The sequence below is a fragment of the Pseudoalteromonas sp. 1_2015MBL_MicDiv genome, assembly GCF_002407505.1.
Lineage (GTDB): Bacteria > Pseudomonadota > Gammaproteobacteria > Enterobacterales > Alteromonadaceae > Pseudoalteromonas > Pseudoalteromonas fuliginea.
Map to the genome: position 1 here is coordinate 2406602 of NZ_CP012737.1, position 20269 is coordinate 2426870.

The 20269-nt window shown below is 40.4% G+C and carries 11 protein-coding genes; 2 read left to right on the forward strand and 9 right to left on the reverse strand.

Annotated features, from left to right (window positions below; translation table 11 throughout):
• Positions 1-27: 27 nt before the first annotated feature.
• Complete coding sequence (uspE, locus tag AOR04_RS10830; protein WP_007375304.1) at positions 28-960, forward strand: universal stress protein UspE; 933 nt, start codon at positions 28-30, stop codon at positions 958-960.
• A 157-nt stretch (positions 961-1117) separates the two neighbouring features.
• Entirely contained in the window at positions 1118-2032 is a 915-nt protein-coding gene (gene ttcA / locus AOR04_RS10835) for a tRNA 2-thiocytidine(32) synthetase TtcA (RefSeq protein WP_096793347.1), read from the forward strand.
• A gap of 67 nt (positions 2033-2099) precedes the next feature.
• Here ttcA and AOR04_RS10840 read toward each other — a convergent pair whose 3' ends face one another.
• The 9 genes from AOR04_RS10840 to AOR04_RS10885 all read right to left on the reverse strand — a co-directional run bounded on the left by AOR04_RS10840 (position 2100) and on the right by AOR04_RS10885 (position 20245).
• Positions 2100-3161 (reverse strand): hypothetical protein, encoded by a 1062-nt coding sequence (locus AOR04_RS10840; RefSeq protein ID WP_007375306.1) that lies wholly within the window; start codon positions 3159-3161, stop codon positions 2100-2102.
• 55 nt (positions 3162-3216) lie between these two features.
• Positions 3217-4287 carry a hypothetical protein gene (locus AOR04_RS10845; protein ID WP_096793348.1) on the reverse strand — a complete coding sequence of 357 codons (1071 nt, stop codon included), beginning with the start codon at positions 4285-4287 and terminating at the stop codon, positions 3217-3219.
• Positions 4288-4849: 562 nt separating this feature from the next.
• Entirely contained in the window at positions 4850-6175 is a 1326-nt protein-coding gene (locus AOR04_RS10850) for a methyl-accepting chemotaxis protein (RefSeq protein ID WP_096793349.1), read from the reverse strand.
• Positions 6176-6559: 384 nt separating this feature from the next.
• Positions 6560-8608 (reverse strand): exodeoxyribonuclease V subunit alpha, encoded by a 2049-nt coding sequence (gene recD, locus AOR04_RS10860; protein WP_096793350.1) that lies wholly within the window; start codon positions 8606-8608, stop codon positions 6560-6562.
• On the reverse strand, positions 8605-12168 hold the full coding sequence (gene recB / locus AOR04_RS10865) for an exodeoxyribonuclease V subunit beta (RefSeq protein ID WP_096793351.1): 3564 nt from the start codon (positions 12166-12168) through the stop codon (positions 8605-8607). Before recB ends, recD begins: the two co-directional genes overlap by 4 nt.
• Positions 12155-15454, reverse strand: coding sequence for an exodeoxyribonuclease V subunit gamma (gene recC / locus AOR04_RS10870; protein ID WP_096793352.1), 3300 nt, complete (start codon positions 15452-15454; stop codon positions 12155-12157). The genes recB and recC overlap by 14 nt, the downstream gene beginning before the upstream one ends.
• 161 nt (positions 15455-15615) lie before the next feature.
• Positions 15616-16677, reverse strand: a complete 1062-nt coding sequence (locus AOR04_RS10875) for an alkaline phosphatase D family protein (protein WP_096793353.1) — start codon at positions 16675-16677, stop codon at positions 15616-15618.
• Entirely contained in the window at positions 16674-17801 is a 1128-nt protein-coding gene (locus AOR04_RS10880; RefSeq protein WP_096793354.1) for an alkaline phosphatase family protein, read from the reverse strand. Before AOR04_RS10880 ends, AOR04_RS10875 begins: the two co-directional genes overlap by 4 nt.
• Positions 17802-17875: 74 nt before the next feature.
• Positions 17876-20245 (reverse strand): TonB-dependent receptor domain-containing protein, encoded by a 2370-nt coding sequence (locus AOR04_RS10885; protein WP_008139144.1) that lies wholly within the window; start codon positions 20243-20245, stop codon positions 17876-17878.
• Between the last annotated feature and the right edge of the window lie 24 nt (positions 20246-20269).

Below are 20269 nucleotides of genomic sequence, written 5' to 3' on the forward strand. Positions count from 1 at the left end.
ACACCCGTTAAGTAAATGGAGTAGCACATGGACACTATTAAACGCATTATTGCAGTTATTGACCCTACCAAAGACGATCAACACGGTTTAGCACGTTCAATAGATTTAGCTAAGAAATCTGGCGCAAGTATTACCGCCTTTATGACGGTTTATGACTTCTCTTATGAAATGACCACAATGCTCTCTGGCGATGAACGAGAAGCTATGCGCGACGCTGTTGTTAAAGACCGCGAACTATGGCTAAGTGATTTGGTTTCTCCCTACAAAGATATAAGTATTGAAACTCAAGTTGTATGGCATAACCGCCCTTATGAAGCTATTATTGATGCCGTAATTGATGAAAAGTACGATTTAGTAATTAAAGGCACACATCAACATGGTGCACTTAAATCCGTTATTTTCACCCCTACAGATTGGCACTTAGTACGTAAATGCCCAGCTCCGGTATTGTTTGTAAAAGAAATGGCATGGCCAGCAAACGGAAATATTTTAGCTGCTGTAAATGCAGTTAGTGAAAACGAAGAACATGTAGCACTTAATAAACGAGTTATCAAAGATGCACAATTTTTATGTGGACTCGCCAATGCAACACTCAATTTAGTTAATGCCTACCCTGCAACCCCCGTTAATATCGCTATCGAAATCCCTGAGTTTAACCCTGGACTTTATAACGAATCAGTTAAAAAACATCACCACGAATCAACCAATGAACTTGCCGCTGAATTTAATTTAAGCCAAGAACAATGTTTTATTGAAGAAGGCTTACCAGAGGATGTAATTCCTGATGTGGCTAAGCGATTAAATAGTGAATTGGTTGTTATTGGTACTGTAGGTCGTACAGGTTTAAGTGCAGCACTTGTAGGTAATACTGCAGAGCATGTAATTGATAGCCTTGACTGCGATGTATTGGCACTTAAACCCGATGGTTACGTAAGCCCGTTGGCAAAAAAGCTAGATTAACCAAAAAATATTTTAGCAAATAACAGCACGTACCTTACTTGCTAAAAATACCGCGTTTAATTACATCCTAAACTCGCATATTCAGGTGGTTTGGGTATAATACGCCCCTTTATTTTTAGCAAATAACTTTGCTGCATTGTTTTACTAGGGGGCGTAATTGTCACACTCAGATCAAGCTAAAGCTCAATTTAACTTAAATAAGCTGCAAAAGCGTTTACGTCGCCAAACTGGTCAAGCCGTTATGGACTTCAATATGATTGAAGAAGGTGACCGTATAATGGTGTGTTTATCAGGTGGCAAAGACAGCTATACAATGCTTGAAATGCTGCAGCATTTAAAACGTGTTGCACCAATAAAGTTTGATCTAGTTGTTGTAAACCTTGATCAAAAACAACCAGATTTTCCTGAGCATGTATTGCCCCAATACCTTGATAAATTAAATGTTGAATACAAAATTGTAGAAGAAGATACTTACAGTATTGTTACTGATATTATTCCTGAAGGGAAAACAACCTGTTCACTTTGCTCTCGTTTACGTCGTGGTATTTTATACCGCACAGCAAAAGAGCTAGGTGCTACAAAAATTGCGCTTGGCCATCATCGCGACGACATGATTGAAACCTTGTTTTTAAATATGTTTTACGGCGGTAAACTAAAGAGTATGCCCGCTAAATTAATGAGTGATAACGGTGAGCACATGGTTATTCGCCCGCTTGCATATTGCAGAGAAACCGATATAGCCCAATACGCATTTGCACAAGGTTACCCTATTATTCCTTGTAATTTATGTGGCTCGCAAGAAAACTTACAACGTAAACATACAAAAGCGATGCTCGCTAAATGGGATGCTGAGCACCCAGGACGTATAGAAAGCATTTTTACTGCAATGCAAAATATAGTTCCTTCGCATTTGGCCGATGCTGATCTATTTGATTTTAAAAATTTACAAACCGGTGAAGTAATTAATGGTGGTGATATCGCCCTTGATAAACCCGACATTCCTAAAGTGCCTGTTACAAATGAACTTGATGAACAAGAAGCGCCAAGTTTAGTTACTATAAACCTAAGCTAACTAATTTAAGGGTTTGTATTTATATACAAACCCTTATAATTTACCAATTTAGTATTACGCTCTATTTTCAACTCTCAGCTAAGCCTTGTAAAAACTCCAAGCTCAGCTTTTCTTGTGCATTAGCCTGATAGGGTAATTGCTGCAAGCTATCGTACGAAAAATCGTTAATATCAAATTGACTTATTTCACTATTCCCAAAGCTGTTTCGCTCACCTGGGCTTGGTGACATTCTCTCAACAACAAAGTCACTTAAGCGCATTTCTGTAATACCTTGTGGTAATACAGACCAGTGAGCTTTTAGATTAAGTGTTTGACTCCCCTGCGTTAACCTCTTCTTTGATACTAAATGAGCTAGTGGTGTATCACCATTATATAAATTAGCTCTCACCCGATATAAACCGCTTTTTATGACGGTTAGATTTGCTGGTATAAGCATATTTTCATTTTGTGCATAGGCTGTATTAAAGCCAATTAAGGTTGCACTTGGTGGCATATATTGAATTTGCGCAACTACGGGTACTTTTTTACCTGCCACATCAGCCTCTACAAACAATTGTAAACTACGAGGATAATCTTCTTTAGCTTTAAACGTTATACTCGCCTCTCCTTCGTGTGCACTGCCAGTATGAGTATTTAATACCTCTTTTGTGTCTGTATTTGCCAGCTCAACCACCACTTTACCGAGCCCTTGCGCGCTTACGTTTAACCTTATTTCTTCTGGGTATACAAAACGATACTGCTCAAGGCTTAACGTAAGCGCAGAGCCAGTTTCGTCAATTGGGCTCGATACCGGATAAAACTGGTTTGGCTTTAGACGATCCTCATCTAATGTGCTCAACGGTTGAGAATAAGGAGGAAATTTAAGTGCACTTTCGTATTGCATAACTATTTGTTCAGCTGCTTTTGTTAAATCTTCATTAAAAGCAATTTGTTGTTTAGATGGTGTTTTTTTTACTTTAGGTACATCAATGGCTATTACTTTTACAGGATCTGTATTTGGGGCACTAAGAGACTTTGATATTGGTTTTTTTTCTGTCTCATCCAGTTTTTTTGAGTCATTATTATTTGTAAACCATAGCACAAATAAAGCAACGCTAATGATTAAAGTGATCAGATAAAATTTTTTCATAGGCTATATTCATATCCTGCATAAAGCGTGCAGTTAGTAACTGCACGCTTTTATATTATGGAATCACATTATAAATAAGCGCCGATGCACTTAAATTATTAGAATCCTTTATGTACCGGTATTGTTTTTTCCAAAACCAAGTACCTGTTGATTCATCAAACGTATTAAAACCTACGTTTTGGCCATCAACATTCACATTATTCATCGCAATAGTTACATTACCTTTGCGTTGTGCATTATGAATTTCATTGTGGCTATAGCTATCACTCATCATCATAGGATAATGGTTTGGCATAAAGCTTGTTACTGCATCGCCTTGTGAATCTAACTGTCCATCTGTATCGATACTGCGGCTACAGCTTCCAAACGATCCTACAGAACTTGCCCCACATGATGAGTGTGATGCTACAACGGAGTCATCGTTACCTCTTAAAAAACCACCCGTTAGGCCTAAGTATGCATTACCATCAGCAACAAAACGTAAGCGTGGTGTGCGTGCGTCAGGAAATGGTGAAATTTTACGTGCATTATTTACTTTTAAATCGTGTAATACACCAATTGCTTGCGTTACATCGCTGCCTAACCACCATTTGAGTGCAGCATCTATCGCAAAGTTCCATGAAGCACCGGTTAATGCACTCACTGCAATATCAGCGAGCTCACTTCCACCGCCAGCCCCTGCCAAATCAAACGTAGCAACAATATTAAGCGGTTGTAGCCCCGCGTTTTCTAACCAGTTTTCTTGATTATCAATAATATGGCGTGCAACTAAGTCACCTGTAGAATGAGTTACAAGCACACAGCCATCGTTACACAAATTAGAACGCGAAATTTGTTTCAACTTAGGCCAAACCCAATCAGTGGCTATTTTACCCTCTACACGCTCGTATGAAGGCCAATCAATGCGTTCGTCAGCGCGATTACTCCAGTACGATTGCCAATATGTTTCACCATCATTGACAACATCACTGCCTGATTTATTTGTTATTTGCGACACTTGTAAGCCATGAATTAATATAATTTTGTAATCTTTACTCGCTGCGGAAAAACTCATTAACATAGCGAGTCCCGCACCAAGTAAATGGCTTGGTTTTATTAGTTTGTGTGTGCGTTTGTTGTTGTTCATACAATTCCTTAATGTGGTGTGTTTTATATTTACTATTTAACCTCAACTCTAACTAATAGATTTACTAACATATTGAACCACAATGATAGTCAAATTTGTTTTTCTCTAAGCCAGCGATTTTCAGTGAAAACAAGGCTAATTCACTCGTCAGTAGTGGATCTGTTGCAATCGCAGTTGGCGCTGAAGTAGCAGTTTGAGATAGATTTACTATCTAAAGCTCAGGTTATTTATATTTAAGGTATTCATGTTCAATGTACTTGAGCTTGTCAGCTCAGGCATTCAACAGTATTAGGAACAAACCACTAAAATGCAACATTTTATTATCATTTGTGTTGGAAAATAATTTATTTCACATTTATTAATGGGTTAACAAAACGATAATTGTTAAATTTGAAATTATTGGACTGATTTAAAAGATTACACTGAGGAGTATTAAAATTAAACTAATTCGGTTAGCTTCGTGTTTATGAATGCAAATGTGGCTAAGTTTTTCTAAAGCATTTAAACCTTTAATGTTTAAGTGCTTTAGGAAGACCAGCTTTAAAATGAGGAGACAATTAGGCTAACCATTAGCTTTAAGTTCATTAGTAAATTGCCCTATAGCATTCACAACTTCTTGCGCACCTTGTTGAATTTCCTGCATCACATCACCTGACTCTTTAGATAATGCTAAACCTTGCTCTGCTTTCTCTTTACCTTTCTCGATTACAGCCACCGTATTTTGTGTCTGTGATTGATTACGCTGCACAACTTCAACAATTTCTTCTGTTGCTTTTGAGGTACGCGATGCAAGCAACCTTACTTCGTCTGCAACAACAGCAAAACCTCGACCTTGCTCTCCAGCCCTAGCTGCTTCAATTGCGGCATTCAACGCTAATAAATTTGTTTGTTCGGCAATACTGCTGATACTTTGTACAATGCTCGCAATTTGTTGTGACTGCTGATCGAGCGCTGATATTTCACTAGCAGCTTGCTCCATGTTAACGGCCAACTCAGTCATAACAGCGACTGTATCTTGTATAACAAGCGCACCTTGCTCTGCTTTTTTATCGGTTTGGGTTGAGGTGCCATGAGCAATTTCGGCCGCTTGTGATATTGCTATTTCTTGATTTACTTGCTCTGTAATAACTGTCGCGAATTTCATTACTTTATAAAGTTCATTTGCATCATTTGAGATTGGATTGTATGACGCTTCTAACCATACAATATTGCCATGTTTATCTACGCGCTTAAAACGTTCCGCAATAAATTTTCCTTCCCGCAACTTAGTCCAAAATTGCAAGTACTCTTGAGAGTTTGCTTCTGATCCCTCACAAAATGTACGGTGGTGCTTGCCTATAATTTCACTTTCTTTATAGCCCATAGCTACCAAAAATTGATCATTAGCTTTTAAAACATGTCCTTCTAAATCAAATTCGATTACAGCCATAGAGCGATATATTGCTTTAATAGTGTCGCTTTGCTCGCGAGAAGCTGTAATTGTTTTTGTAAGCACACTACCAAATATAGAAAAATAAAGAAGTTGATCTTGCTCGCCTTTCACCGGATGAACTATTAAGCGAAGCCATTCTGATTTACCATCACGGCGTATTATTTGTAATGCGCCACCCCAATGCCCTTCTTTTTTTATAGCTTGCTGTAGGCTTTTAAATTCTGAAGATTGACGAGACGACTCAGTAATAAAATCATCAAAAGAGTTATTAGTAAGATCGTCTTCGTTGTAGCCTAAGTTTTCTAAAAACCTATCATTAGCGTGCGAAATTCTACCATCATAAAGAATGTTTAGTACTAACATCTCTCGGTAAAGCCCTTCCCACACTTGTTGTAACGGATAGAGTTCTGCTTTTAAAGAGGCTATTTCATTTTGCTTATTTTTAGAAAAAAACATTAATATCCTTACTAGGGCGTGTTGACCTTTGTGGATTGAAATTTGTTCAATCTAGGGGCGATTAAATCACGGCGCGAGGTTTGTAACCTAGTGGGCTAAGTAAAAACCGAGCAACAAAGAGTTAATCGTCCCTAGAAAGAACCCAAAGGGCAGCGTATGTTTGGTATTTATACTACGTTATCGCCTATTTATGGGGAATACCACACTACATAGGCTCTGCCTTGCCTAAAAACCAAACACACTGCTGCAAATTCACTCACCAAAGATCAACACGCCCGAATACATTCAATATAAAGTTAATTTTAGTATAGAAGACATTTATAATAACGCGATAAATAACAAGCAGTTTGAAGCTAAATTATTAATCAAAAATACAAACTAAGCTTAAAATTGTAACCTTTCATATAAACCTGATGCCCTAGATACGCTTTTATTCATTGCTAATTGCAGTACTTTTTTGTCAGCCACCAGTTCAAACTTATTTTTAGCGCGGGTTATCCCCGTATACACCAATTGCCGGTTAATACCCATACGCGCTTGTTTTAGCGGTGGCAATACCATAGCGGTGTAACTAAACTCTGAGCCTTGTGATTTATGAATAGTCATTACGTATACTTTATCGTGTGCAGGGAGTCGTGCTGGCGAAAATGCTCGTTGATTACCTTGCTCATCAATAAATATGGCTTTGAGCTGATTACTTTCATCGGGCATTAAAATACCAATATCGCCGTTAAATAACTTAAGCTGGTAATCGTTTTGGCTCACCATAATAGGCATACCCGTATAGTGGTGAGTATTAGGGCTAACTGTTATTAAACCTTGCTGCTGCAATACGCGCTCTATTCGCTGATTTAAGCTATGCACGCCGTAATCGCCCTCTCGTACCGCAGCTAAAAGCTGATAACTAGCAAAAGCAGCATGCACCTGTGCAACATCTGCACCTTGGGCAATTAAGTTAAGGTATTTTGCATAATGACTTGCTGCACTTTTAACTAGCTTTTCAATCGGTTTTGCTACAAAGTCGTAATCTAAAATTACATCGTTAAAACGCCCTTCAGTACTTTCTTGCTCAACGTAATTTAAAATACCGGTGTTATTGGTGTTTACCGCAAGTGCGAGTTGACCAATGCCGCTTTGTGCATCAAATCGATAACTGTGCTGTAAAAAGGCAACGCAATCTGCGAGTTTAAATTCACTCACGCTTTGCGCTACGAGCTTAGGCTCATTATTAAAACATAAGCTATTTAGCTCATCACAACGTGCTTGCGAGTAGCGTGGCGTTTGTCCAAGTGTTAAACCTTGGCATAAATCGCTCATTACGCTGCCGGTATCTACCGAGGCAAGCTGATCTTTATCACCTAGGAGTATTAATCGCGCGTGCGCAGGAAGTGCTTCTATTAATTTAGCCATCAGCGATAAATCGACCATACTGGCTTCATCAATAATTAGTACATCTAAATGCAACGGATTGCTTTTGTTATGTCTGAATTTATTAGTAAACGGTTTTACGCCTAATAAGCGATGAATAGTTTGGGCGCTTTGCGGTATCAGCGTTTTTATATCATCAGGAATCGTTGTGAGCATATTTTTAGCGCCCAAAATAGACTCACTTAAACGTGCAGCGGCTTTACCAGTCGGTGCCACCAGCTTAATGCTAAGCGGCGCGGTTTTATAAAGTGACTGTAAAATAGCCAGTAACTTAGTCACTGTGGTAGTTTTACCTGTCCCAGGACCACCCGTGATCACGCTAAAGCCTTTGGTGGCGGCAATCGCACATGCCACTTTTTGCCAATCAGTTTCAATTGCAGAATCTGCAGGAAAATAGGTATTTAAAAGTTCAGCCAATACTTCATTGTTAATATTGAGCTTTCGCTCGCTCATACTTAGTAATCTATCCGCGAGTGTTTGCTCATAACCGGCAAGGCGCGCAAAATAAAGTCGCTCGTTAAACAGTTGCAGTGGTTTATTTTCGCCTACGCTTTCATGGCTTTGTAAATAACTAAGCGCTGTGTGTACGTTAAAGTCATCACCAAATGGGCTTAGCGTACTGGGTACATTGCCATCGAGTTTATTAAAGTCACTATTGCGCAAGTTAAAAGGATTATTCCAATCAACCTCATTTAAAGTTAGGCAGCTATGCTGACTTTGCTGCGATAAGCAAAGTAATAAAATAATATAAAACAGCTCATTATGAGTTTGCTCAATGTCATTAGCACACAGTAATTCTGCGAGTTTAACATCAACCACACGTAGTCGATTTTGCGCTAATAAATACTCAAGTAACGGGACTTCGATAATCGTATTATTTAACACAATGTCCTCTAATGAAGCATCTTGTGCTACATTTTTTGAAGTAAGAGGCTCTACGGCTTCATTATTAAGTGTCTCGTCTATATCGTCAAACAAGCCAGGTTGCTCATTTAAATCGCTCATAGCATGGCTCCTTGGCTAAATAAGCCATCTAAAATAATCACTTGTTCTTCAGTTAGCTTTTTAAAGTACACGCCTTGCCCTGCGGGCATCCCACGTAAAAACGTGTAATACACGCCGCCTAAATGGGTTTCTACCGAGTAATCAGCTATACGTTGTTTTAATAAACGATGCAGCGCTACCGTGTAGATTAAATACTGTAAATGATACTGATGACTGCTCATCGCTTGCTCAAGCATGTCGCTCTCGTAATCAGCTGGCGTGCTACCTAAATAATTAGACTTATAATCTAAAATATAATATTTACCTTGGTAGCAAAATATTAAATCGACAAAGCCTTTTAACAAGCCCTTTACTTGCGAAAATTCAAGCTTACTTTGTGCAAAACCAAAATGTTTAATTAGCATTTCGTTTAGCTTAGGTGCACTTAAGCTCTCAAGGGGTAAATTAAATTCCATTTCGACTAGGCAATCATTGGGTGTAAGCACACCCAATGAAAGAAGGCTGTTATCTAGGGGACACGCAAGAACATCAAGCACCCATTTTTCAGCCACTTCTCGCCATTGCTCACCTATGTGGTACTTTTCAAGGCTGCGCTTAACTACCTCAGATAAGTTTTGCTCAGTATTAGTTGGGTGAACTATTGGGCTAGTAAAATCTATTTGTTCAAATATTTCGTGTAAACAACTACCAGGCTTTGCCCCTTTAGGAAAACTATAAGGTGATGGTAGTTCGTCCTCTTGCACGGCAAACTCGTCTTTTTCGTGATCTTCATCACTTCGCCCTGGGGCTAATTGGTCGCTGTGTTTTTTAAAGCTCAACGCACTAAAGCTGGTTGCTCGCCAATTACGCTCAATATTTGCCGTTACTTTATTAACACTTAACGTTTGCTGCGCAATTTTGCTATTACTAAAACAAAGCGTGCCCTGCTCTAATAACGTTTGTGAGGTAAATTGCTGATAGCTCATTGCGCTATTAGCGTCGCAAAACTCACTTAAATGCGTGCGCCATGTTTGGCTACTGGCAAGTTCTAGCCCTGCAAATAAAACATGCCCTAGTGCACTACTTTGCATTGCTAAGCGGCTACTTTGCCCTTGTCCAATGTTATAAACCCCCAGCGCACAAAAATGCACAGCGCGAGTAAGTGCTACATAAAGCAGGCGTAAATCTTCAGCTAGGCGTTCTTGTTCTGCTTTTTGAAGGGCATCTTCGTCTTTACTTAAATCGTAAACTAGCTTGCCATTATTATGATAAAGCGCTTCTTTTGTTTCGCGATAACCACTGGCAAACGGCATAAATACCAGTGGGTATTCAAGCCCTTTTGAGGCATGCATAGTGACAATTTTAACTAAGTTGGCGTCACTTTCTAGGCGTACTTGTACTGTTTCACCGTCTTGTTGGCTTACCTTTTGTGCAAACCATCGCAGTAAACGCAGCGTGCCTTCAAGCTCTATTTGTTTTTGCTGAAGTATTTCGCCCAAGTGCCTAAAGTCCGTCAGCCAACGCTCAACGTTATATCCTAACCCTTGCCATTTAGCGCTAAGTTGGTTATGGCTCATTAAGCGCTCAAGCATTGCCATAGCGCCTTGCTTGTTCCAAATGTGGCTAAGTTGTGCAAAAAAGTTTAAGTAGTCTTGCCATTTATTTTCATCATCAGCGAGTGCATGTATTTCGTTATAACTTAAACAAAATAGCGGACCAGCTAAAACACCGCGCAGCAATGACTCATCATATTGTCCATGCAGCGCTGTTAAAAAGTTAAGTAGGTGATGACTAAGCTCTTGGCTAAAAACGCTTTCTCGCGATAAATACACGCTGGCTATTTTGGCATCACCTAGCGCTTTTTTCATTATTTGCGCTTCAACACGGTCGCGCACTAATATACAAATATCGGCAGCGCTGACAGGGGTACTGCCAATACACGCATCCCCTTGTTTTGCTTTTTCAAGCAGGGTCACTATTTTATTAGCAAAGTGAGTGGCTAAATGTGCTTGCCCTACACCTTTGTTGGTTGGTTTGTTTTTTTCATCGGCGGCTTCATCCACAAATACATTAAATTCGAATGCGGTCGCGGGTTTGCCATCAATTAAAAAAGAGTCTTCCGCTTTTTTACCTTTAGCAGCTACTGCGTTGAACGGTATAGCGTCGTTATAAATAAAGCTGTTAGCATGTTTGCCAAATAAACTATTAACGCTATTGACTATGTCGGTGCTTGAGCGAAAGTTAGTACCCAGCGTAAATTGCTGATCAGTCTGTACAGCTTCTTTTGCGCCAATATACGTAAAAATATCCGCGCCCCTAAAGCCATAAATAGCCTGCTTGGGGTCGCCTATCATGGCAAGCGTGGTATTTTGTTGCCCATAAATTTTACTAAAAATACCGTACTGAATCGGATCGGTATCTTGGAATTCATCAATCATGGCAACCGGAAATAACTGCGCAATTTTTTGCGCTAGTACGTCGCCTTGCTCGTTATTAAGCGCACTGTGTAAATTAGTCAGTAAGTCATCTGGGGTGATCACGCTTTGCTCTTGCTTACGCTTAACTATTGCACCTTTTACCCAGCGTGCTGCATGTTGTATAACTGCTATTTTGAGCCCTTGGTTTATGGTGTTATTTAGGGCGGCAAGCTCGTCAAACTGACTCAGTAATGGATGCACAAATAATGGCTGATTTTTTTTATAATTAGCTACATCGCTTAAGTTTTCTGTACTCCATACTTCAAACGAATACTTGCTAGTGCCAAATTCAAAAAACAAATCGCCGCCTAAACAAAATGCCTCAAGCGCACTAAGGCTGCCTTTTCGTGCTGGCGTTTTAGACCCGCTTAAACCCGAGCCTTTAATAGCACCTATAAACTCTTGCTCTAACACCGCTTTTTTAAATGCAGGTACACGGATTATATACTCGTCACGGGCTTTCCATACATCATCTAAATTTATTTGTGGTGTAATGTGCGCATTAGCTTTATTTAAAATGCTCGCCACTTGAGCGAATAAAGCCTCTGGTGCGGCAAATACATCTAAAATAGCATCGGTGCGTTCTTTGTTAAGTGGGTATACAAACGCGCGCCAAAAATCTTTAATGGTTTCGAGCAGTATGTCGCGCTCATCTAAAATAAATTCGAGATTAAACGCCACACCCGACTCAAACGCATGTTGTTTTAGCATCCGCTGACAAAAGCCATGAATAGTAAAAATAGCCGCTTCGTCCATTGATTTAGCAGCTGCATCGAGTAAATCAAACGCGCGGTGCTTATCATCAATTTTGGCAATTACGCCTTCAATGAGTTCGTCGTTTGGGTCTTGTCCAAGCAATGCGTCGCGCGCAGCAATAATTCGGCTACGTACGCGGTCTTTAATTTCTTGGGTGGCAGCGTCGGTAAAGGTTACTACCAAAATTTGCTCAACACTGAGCGGCGTATTTAACTCACCCTCTATTTGCATACCTAGTAAGTAACGTAAATACAGCCCCGTAATTGTATAAGTTTTACCAGTACCCGCACTGGCTTCTATTAAGCTTTGACCAATGAGCGGCATAGTAAGAGGATTAAGTGCTTGCATGGTCACTCTCCTTTGCGTGTTCAAATAACGGCGTGAGCAATTTATCACTCCATTTTATAAATTCTTCTTGGCAGTCGTTTAGCGATTGCACCGTTAAGCGAATATACGGATTTTCGCCCTCACCTCGCCCTATGTATTGCGGGCTAAATTTGCTCATTGCTTTTGTTATATCGCCGCCGCTTTTAACGTATTCATAACCACTTACCGGAAAAAATGGCACAGGCTCTGCGCGCAGCGCTTTGTATAACTCAAACCAATCAAGTAACAATGCATCGGCATCAGCTTTATTAATCGGCGCAAAGGTAATTTGCTTATCGAGCCCAAGTAACAATGTTTCTACTTGTTGATCCATACTTTGCGCTGCGAGGTGATAAATAAAGCCTTTAATTAAATCTTTCGCTTTAATACTCGCACTGCGGTAAAACACTTGTTTTTGCAAATACACATGATTGAGCCAGCCCTCTATTTTGCTGCCTTCAATGGTAAGCAAAACTTCTATCGGCTCACTTTTTCCGCCTTTAATGTGCTCTTTTACTTGCCCTGCAAGCGCGTCAACTCGGTGCTCCATACTCTCAAATATGAGGCTGCCTACATTGGCTTGAGGTAACTCACCTCGCTGCAGTATTTGTTCGGTATTTAGTGGTTGCTCGTTTATATTGGCTTTAAGTATTTCATCAAGGTAAAAATAACGGCGCAGCGCATCTAAACTAAAGGGTTCTTCGTCTTTTGCTACTTCGTTAAATTGTGGCAGGCGTAAACCTAATGTTTGTTGATAAAAGCTCTCTTGTGCGCTGCACACACTTCTAATAAACACATCAAGATCTAGCTGCTCTGGCACAGTCACATCAAGTGCAATAACTGGCTCTGGTTTAATTGACTCACTTGGCAGCCAAATTGGGTTGTAACTGTGGTTACTCAGCACAGTATTAGCTTGCTCATCGGCTAAATAATAATGGCTATTAAAGGGCTGTAAATGCTGCTGATTGATTAGACATGCGGGCAGCGTTTTTTCACTTTTATCGTTTAATACAAAACTACGGCCAATATATTCTAACAGCTCACTTACAAGCGTTGATGGCATGCGCGGTTGGTTATCAAAACACGAGCGACCAATGTAACTCATGTATAAGTTGTCGCGGGCACTCAGTAGCGCTTCTAAAAATAAGTAGCGGTCATCTAATTTACGTGATCGGTCACCTTTTTGCTTTTTAGAATAAGGCACTAAGTCAAAACCAATGGGTTGTACGTTACGCGGGTAGTCAGCATCGTTTAAGCCCAGCATGCATACCACCTTAAATGGCACGGCGCGCATGGGCATAAGCGTACAAAAGTTTACTTGTCCAACCAAAAACCGCTGCCCTACGCCTTTTTCTTGAATGCCTTGTTTAATTAAGTAACTAACAATACGCTGCGACACCGCTTTGCTGTAATCGCCGTTGTCGTGGTGTTTTTGTAACTCTTCGAGCACGTTTTGAAGTACTAATAAATCCCAGCTGTCGTCGCTTTCACTTTCGTATATGGCGTTTAATAGCTCGCTTAAAATATGCGCTTTATTAGTGAGCGTATCATCGGGCGTTAGCTGCTCTTTAAAGCTTTGCAGTACATCAATAAAGTGCACGAGCTTATTGAGTGTATCAAGCGCCATGCCTTCTACTTCGTCAGCGCTATAAATGCCGTTAAACGGGCATTGTTCGTCGCGCATGGCAATGCCAAGCAATAAACGGTTGAGCCCGTGTTGCCAGGTATTTAAATCGATAGCGGGTAAATCAAAGCTGCTTTTATGCGCTGCGTTTATACCCCATTTAACCCCAACACGTTCAAGCCAGTATTGAATTTGCTCGTATTCGTGCGCTTCAAGCCCAAATTTTTCGGCTATTTGCGTCACTTGTAATAAATCGAGAATATCGGACACACCAAAGCGCGAAAACGGTAAGTTAGCTAAACTCGCAAATGAGCTAAGGACGGGCTTTTCTTGCTCTATGGCTAAATCGGCCAATGCGTAAGGAATAAAACGGCTGCCTTGTGCTCCGCCAAATACGGCTTCAATGTAGGGGCTGTAAGTACCTACATCGGGCATCATGACGATTATGTCTTTGGGAGTAAGCGTTGGGTTTTGATTAAATAAGTTAAGTAAGTAGTCGTGCAAGCGCTCAACTTCCCTTAGCGGTGTATGGCAATCGCTTAGCGTAATACTGGTGTCGGTTGCGCTGATTGGTAACTTACCTTCGTCGTTTATAAACCACTCTTTGTTATCGGTCAGCGATTCACCTTTAAACGCAAGCTGATAAATCTCGCTTTGTACTTGCCCTAGTAAGGTGTCGTCAAACACATCAATAAAACCATCTATCCAACGGGCATCTAACTGTACAAGTTGTTCAAAATAGTCGCGACCTAATTTACCCCACGACGATAACAACGGATTACCTATAAAGTAGTATTCTTCATCTGGATTGGTTTGTTTTTTTTGTTGCGCTTCCACCAGCGGCATTTTGGCGTATTTAGCGCTTATTTTAGCTGCTGTTTTTTCATCTATAATATCGCCCCAGTAATGCTCACTTGGGTTAAAAAAGAATAATATAACCTCTGTTTTTTTACTCAGCGCTTCAAATACGTCTAGCTGGGAACTGGCAATCGCCGATATACCAAATAAGCTAATGCGTTGTGGCAGTAAGCTATTATCCATGGTTTCAAGTGCTGCAAGTAACTGCCCTTGCATATTAGCGCGATGAAATTGGCTTTGCCCAAGCTCTTGGCTTAGTTTTACAATGCGTCGCCATAAGTCAGGTTGCCATGGGGCAATGGCTACATCTACATCATCAAGCTCATCTTTTCCGCTATCCCATGTGGCTATCCAGTGCGGTCGGTACATTAAATATTGGTCGTACACATCGGCTATTTTTTCGCACAGCGCAAAGGTCTTTTGCCCGTCAATATCGCCCTCTAAATAAGTTTTTAGCGGCAAATATAATGGCTCGTCAATACAGGTTGGTAAAATTGCAAACAGTTTCCAAGCAAGGTTGGGCTTATTAAATGCCGACTCTTTAGGGACATTTGGCAGCAATTGCTGATACAGCTGCCAAATAAAGCTCGACGGCAGCGGAAAATCTACCTGCGCTGCAACCCCTAAGTTTTCACTCAAACCTATTTTTAACCACTGCGACATACCCGGCGATTGCACTAGCACTACTTCTTTGTCGAACGGGCTTTGCAATGGGTTTACTTTTAACAGCTGGTGGAACTGCGCTTGCAGGGCTTCCATCCGGTTTGATTGAATAATATTTAGCATATAACACTGACCTTGCTTGAGATAAAACCAGTGTAAGATATTTTCAATATTAGGGGTAGCGCAAACGGGTAATTGGCTTTAATAAATCAGAGAGTTAAGAACTAATTTACAGATTTTTATACGCACAGCATCTATTTTATATACTGTGCGTAGTAGTGAGTTTATTTATAAGGGCTAATACTTGATAAACTAAAGTCACTTTGCATTATTACTTCGCCATCAATGCCTTTTAATTTAAGTGAAATAGTGGGATCAATTTGCTGCCAGTCTATACTTAAATCACCGTAATTTACGTTATGAGTAAAATCCCCTACTCGGTGTTTATTAGGGCTTACGTCTTTCCATTTTTCAGTTAAGCCAGAGCTGGTCATCTCAATTAATGGGTAATCAAGGTTTTGCTGATACTTTGATATTTCACCCCAGTGCGTATCGCCGCTGATGATCACTACCCCATTTACTTTATGCTTTTTAATCAATGCAAATAAACGGTTTCTATCTTCAGGAAAGTTTGCCCATGACTCCCAACCTGTAAAATCGGGTAAAAGCTGTAAGCTTGAGGCAATCAATTTTATTGCAGCAGGCTTTTTAAGCTCTTGTTCAAGCCATTGCCACTGGGCTTCACCTAGCATGGATGCGCCCTTCACTTCACTGGGACTATACGGGCCTTGGTTATTTAACTTACGTTTAGTGTAGTATTCAAGCTCACCTACATGGTTTAGCGCATCACGATTCCAACGTAAATCAGGCATTATTACTTGTATGGTTTGCTCATTTTCACCATACATGTACGAGGTATAAATTCCATCAGGGCGAGTGCGACGCGCTGAGTTTACAGGTTCATCCCAAAAATTAAGCATAATTTGGCGTGATTGCTCTTTATGCGGATACTCTTTACCGGCATCGTTTTGGCCATAATCGTGGTCATCCCATATAGCAATAATAGGCGTTTGCGCTTTTAACGTTTTAAAACCAGGCTTTGCCCCTAAACGTTGGTACTTATCGGCAAGTACATCCATATCGTTGGTATCGCCGTAAATATTGTCACCCAAAAATATAAACAAACCCCCTTGCTCTTTATTAATTGTATTAAATATGGGTATGTTTTTATCTTGATGCCCACACGAACCAAATAGGATTTTAGATGGCGCGGCAGTAATACTTGCGCTAATAACCGAACTCAACGCCAAGGCAGTTAGGGTTAATGGTTTTAATAGGTTCTTCATTTTAAAATCTCGCTAATAGCAGGCGCCATATTTGAATTTATTTCATTTGGATTCTGCCCAAGCGCCTTTAAAACGGTCGCCGCTATTTGCGCTTGTTTAAGCTCATTTTTAGTTTTAATTAAGCCACTACCTTTTATTGCGGGGCCAATGGCTGCAAGCCAAATATGTTCAGAGCCGACAATTCCTTCTGGGTAGGTATTTTCACCTAACTCTAGCTCAGCAAGTGCACGTTTAGAGCTGTGATGTTGCCAATCGTTGGCATTATTGCCACGGCCGTGATCAGTAGTAATAATTAGTGTGGTGTTATTTTTATAACCTGCTGTAGTTTGAATGGTTGCCCATAAGTCTTTTATAAACGCGTCACTTTGCCTTGCCGATTTAAGGTATTGATCGTAATGTCCATCATGCGCAAAGTCATCGGTTTCGCCTAAACTTATCACTAACAACTTAGGCTTTTTAGCCAACATATACGCTTTAGCAAAGCGATATGTAAAACTGTCTAGTCGTACGTTATGCCAAGGACTGGGGATTTCATTTTGTAACGCATTTAATAATGGCGCATCAGTGAATAAATTCTCTGCAATTGACATAAAACCTGCATTTACATACACGTTACTGCGCTTAGTATTTACAATGTATGGAAATACATCCCAACTGCCAAATAAGGCTGTGCTACCTTTAAACCCAGGTAACTTATCTAAACGCTCTAAAATAGTTTTATTTGGGTTGAGCACTTTGTTATTACTATTTATATTTTCGTCAACTTCACCGGTGAGTATTTCGTTATAACCAGGGTATGAAAAATACCACGGGTTACTTACCGACATAGTAGAGCTGTTAGCTCTATCGCCAATTATAATGCCTTTTCTAGCCACTACTTGCGTTAAAAAAGGCATTAGTAATTGCTGGCGCTCATTTGCTGTTTTTGCCCAAAACTGGGTCTTTAATTGCTCTGGCTTTTTAACAAAATCAGTATTATTAATTAAGCTATTATCAGCCCCATTAAATACTTCTTGCCAGCGTACTCCATCAAGCGTTACCAGCACTACATTTTGCGCTGCTGCTGCAAAGTTACTCGCTAATACACTTAAGCTAAATAGTGTTACTTTTAAAATCGTTTTCATCGCGTTTTGCGCCCTTTGATATAATAAAGCCCATCAATGATGGGCTTTATTTTAATTCAATTACTAAAACTTAATTAAAAGTCAGCGGTAAATGTAACTGCTGCGGTGCGTGGCGCGCCAATGTAATAAGTAGCGCCGTTACCAGTACCACCTGCTAAGTAGCTTTTGTCAGTAACGTTATAAACAACAAACGATACGTCAATGGCTTTAAACGGACCTGCATCTACGTCAGTTGAATAACCTGCATTAAAATCAAGTACGGTGTAGCCGTCTACTTTATTACGCGTGCGAGTGTCTTCGTCTTGCCATGCACCTAAGCGCTCACCGGTGTATTTAGCCGATAAACCAACACGAAAGCCATCGCTAAAGTAATCGGTAGATACCACAAATAAATCTTCTGATGAATCTATTATGCTGTCGCCTTTTCTAAAGCTCGGTGCTACCTCATTACCACTTTCATCTCTTAATATTACACCCTGTGAATCGTATGCATTTGGATCATCCGACGAATACTCAGAACTGCTATTAGTATACGACGAATACACGCTCCAGCTTGGTGTTAACATATAGCTTGCTGCAAGCTCAAGCCCATTTGAGTCAATACCCCCTACATTTACGTACGAGCCATTTGTACCAATGGTGTAATCAATCCCATCTGTGCCACTACCAGGGGCAATAAAGGTAATGCGGTTATCAAACTTAACACTGTAAGCCGTTGCTGTAAGGGTTAATCTGTCGGCTTGGTAACGTACACCAAAGTCGATGTTGTCGGCAGTTTCTGGCTCTATGTTTGTAAGTGTTGAGCTATCTCGCTCAAGTACACCGTCTTTAATTGCTGAAAAATTCTCGCTGTAACTGGCAAATAATTCTGTGCTGTTATTTAGCTGATACAATACACCACCACTAAATAACACGTCTGAATCGCTATCTACTTTATCTGATCTTTCGTTAGCAAAGTGGTCGTATTTTTGTAATTCAACTAAATATTGTTTTGCACCAATATTTAATGTTAAGTCACCAAAATTAATCGAGTCTTGTAGGTACCATTTGAATGTATCGGTATCAAAAGTGTTTTTGTATTGTGTCCAGTAAGGCGTGCTATCAAAGTGATGATAAATACGCGCATCAATTACTTTGTGCCAATCACGCGATTCATCACGTTCGCTTTGCTCATACCAAAAGCCCGCTTCGATATCGTGATCACCAAATGTAGCTTGGTAATTTGCCGTTACACCTAAACGATCTTTGTTGTAATGCGTATGGCGGTAAGACATAACAGGCGTTGCTGTTGCATCGTAACACGCAGGATTTAAACCAGGACCCGACTCCCATGGCCAGCTCAAACTTTGCGTACAATCGGCATTGGGTGCAAGCGGGTTGCCTTCACTATCAGCAAAACCATAAGAGCCTGCATTAGTGCCACCCTCGGTTGTTGGGTCGCCATTTTCATCAACAGGCGTTGTTAAATAAGGTGGGATCCAATCGCCGCGACCTGAATTTTTATGATAATAAGGACTAACGGTTAATAATGAAGTTGGCGAAATCGCGTATTCAAATTTTAAATAGCCTAAGGTATTTTCACGAAGCGTTCCCCAACCTTCTGCAAACATTTGGTCAAAATGCGGAACTCCTGTCCAATTCCATGTTAGCTGATCCCAATCGGGTGTTTGTTCAAACTGCTCAAGGCTTACGCTGTTATAGTTTGTCTCGCTTACATCATCGTAAGATAAACGACCAGTAAGTGTTAAATCGTCAAAATTAGATACAAACTTAAGCTCAGCGTGTTGGTTGTCTTTGCCCCCATTACTGCCTGAACCAATCCAGCGGCTTGTATCTGTTTGCGAGTAACTTACGTACGCTTGTGTGTTATTAAAAACAGTGCCTGTTTCGTGTTTAATATAATAACGCGTGGCATCGTGGCTGCCTGATGTATAAGCAAAGGTAGTGCCTTTTTCAAGGCTTGGGTCTTTACTTACAAAGTTAAATGTCCCGCCTAGTGCTTCAAGTGAAGCCGACTTAATATCAGACGTACCTTGACCTACTTCTACCGTTGCTAAATTTTCGCTCTCCAAGTAACGGTTAGCTTTAGCACCACCGCCGTAATTAGAGCCACCATTGGGAATGCCATCAACGGTCATTCCTAATTGTTGTTGGTTCCCATCAATACTAAAACCACGCATAGTGATTGTAGTAGACCAATCGTCGCCACCAAATGCATCACCTTCGTTTATGCTAATACCTGGTAAGTTATCAATAACCGATAATATGCTCGATACCGAACTTTGCTGCTCAAGCATTGCAGGCTCAATAACATTGTTAGCGTAGCTCGTTGGTTTAGCTACAACGGTTACTTCTTCTATGGTGCTGTCGTTAGCATAAGTAGATGTTGATACAGCCATGGCAATAGCCATGCTCAATAGCGATTTGTTTTTTAAGGCGTACATTGTTGTCCCGTTTAGTTTTAATTA

Coding starts and splice junctions, on each gene's coding strand:
- uspE (WP_007375304.1), top strand. CDS start 28: ATGGACACTATTAAACGCATTATTGCAGTTATTGACCCTACCAAAGAC.
- AOR04_RS10840 (WP_007375306.1), bottom strand. CDS start 3,161: ATGAAAAAATTTTATCTGATCACTTTAATCATTAGCGTTGCTTTATTT.
- AOR04_RS10845 (WP_096793348.1), bottom strand. CDS start 4,287: ATGAACAACAACAAACGCACACACAAACTAATAAAACCAAGCCATTTA.
- AOR04_RS10850 (WP_096793349.1), bottom strand. CDS start 6,175: ATGTTTTTTTCTAAAAATAAGCAAAATGAAATAGCCTCTTTAAAAGCA.
- recD (WP_096793350.1), bottom strand. CDS start 8,608: ATGAGCGATTTAAATGAGCAACCTGGCTTGTTTGACGATATAGACGAG.
- recB (WP_096793351.1), bottom strand. CDS start 12,168: ATGCAAGCACTTAATCCTCTTACTATGCCGCTCATTGGTCAAAGCTTA.
- recC (WP_096793352.1), bottom strand. CDS start 15,454: ATGCTAAATATTATTCAATCAAACCGGATGGAAGCCCTGCAAGCGCAG.
- AOR04_RS10875 (WP_096793353.1), bottom strand. CDS start 16,677: ATGAAGAACCTATTAAAACCATTAACCCTAACTGCCTTGGCGTTGAGT.
- AOR04_RS10880 (WP_096793354.1), bottom strand. CDS start 17,801: ATGAAAACGATTTTAAAAGTAACACTATTTAGCTTAAGTGTATTAGCG.
- AOR04_RS10885 (WP_008139144.1), bottom strand. CDS start 20,245: ATGTACGCCTTAAAAAACAAATCGCTATTGAGCATGGCTATTGCCATG.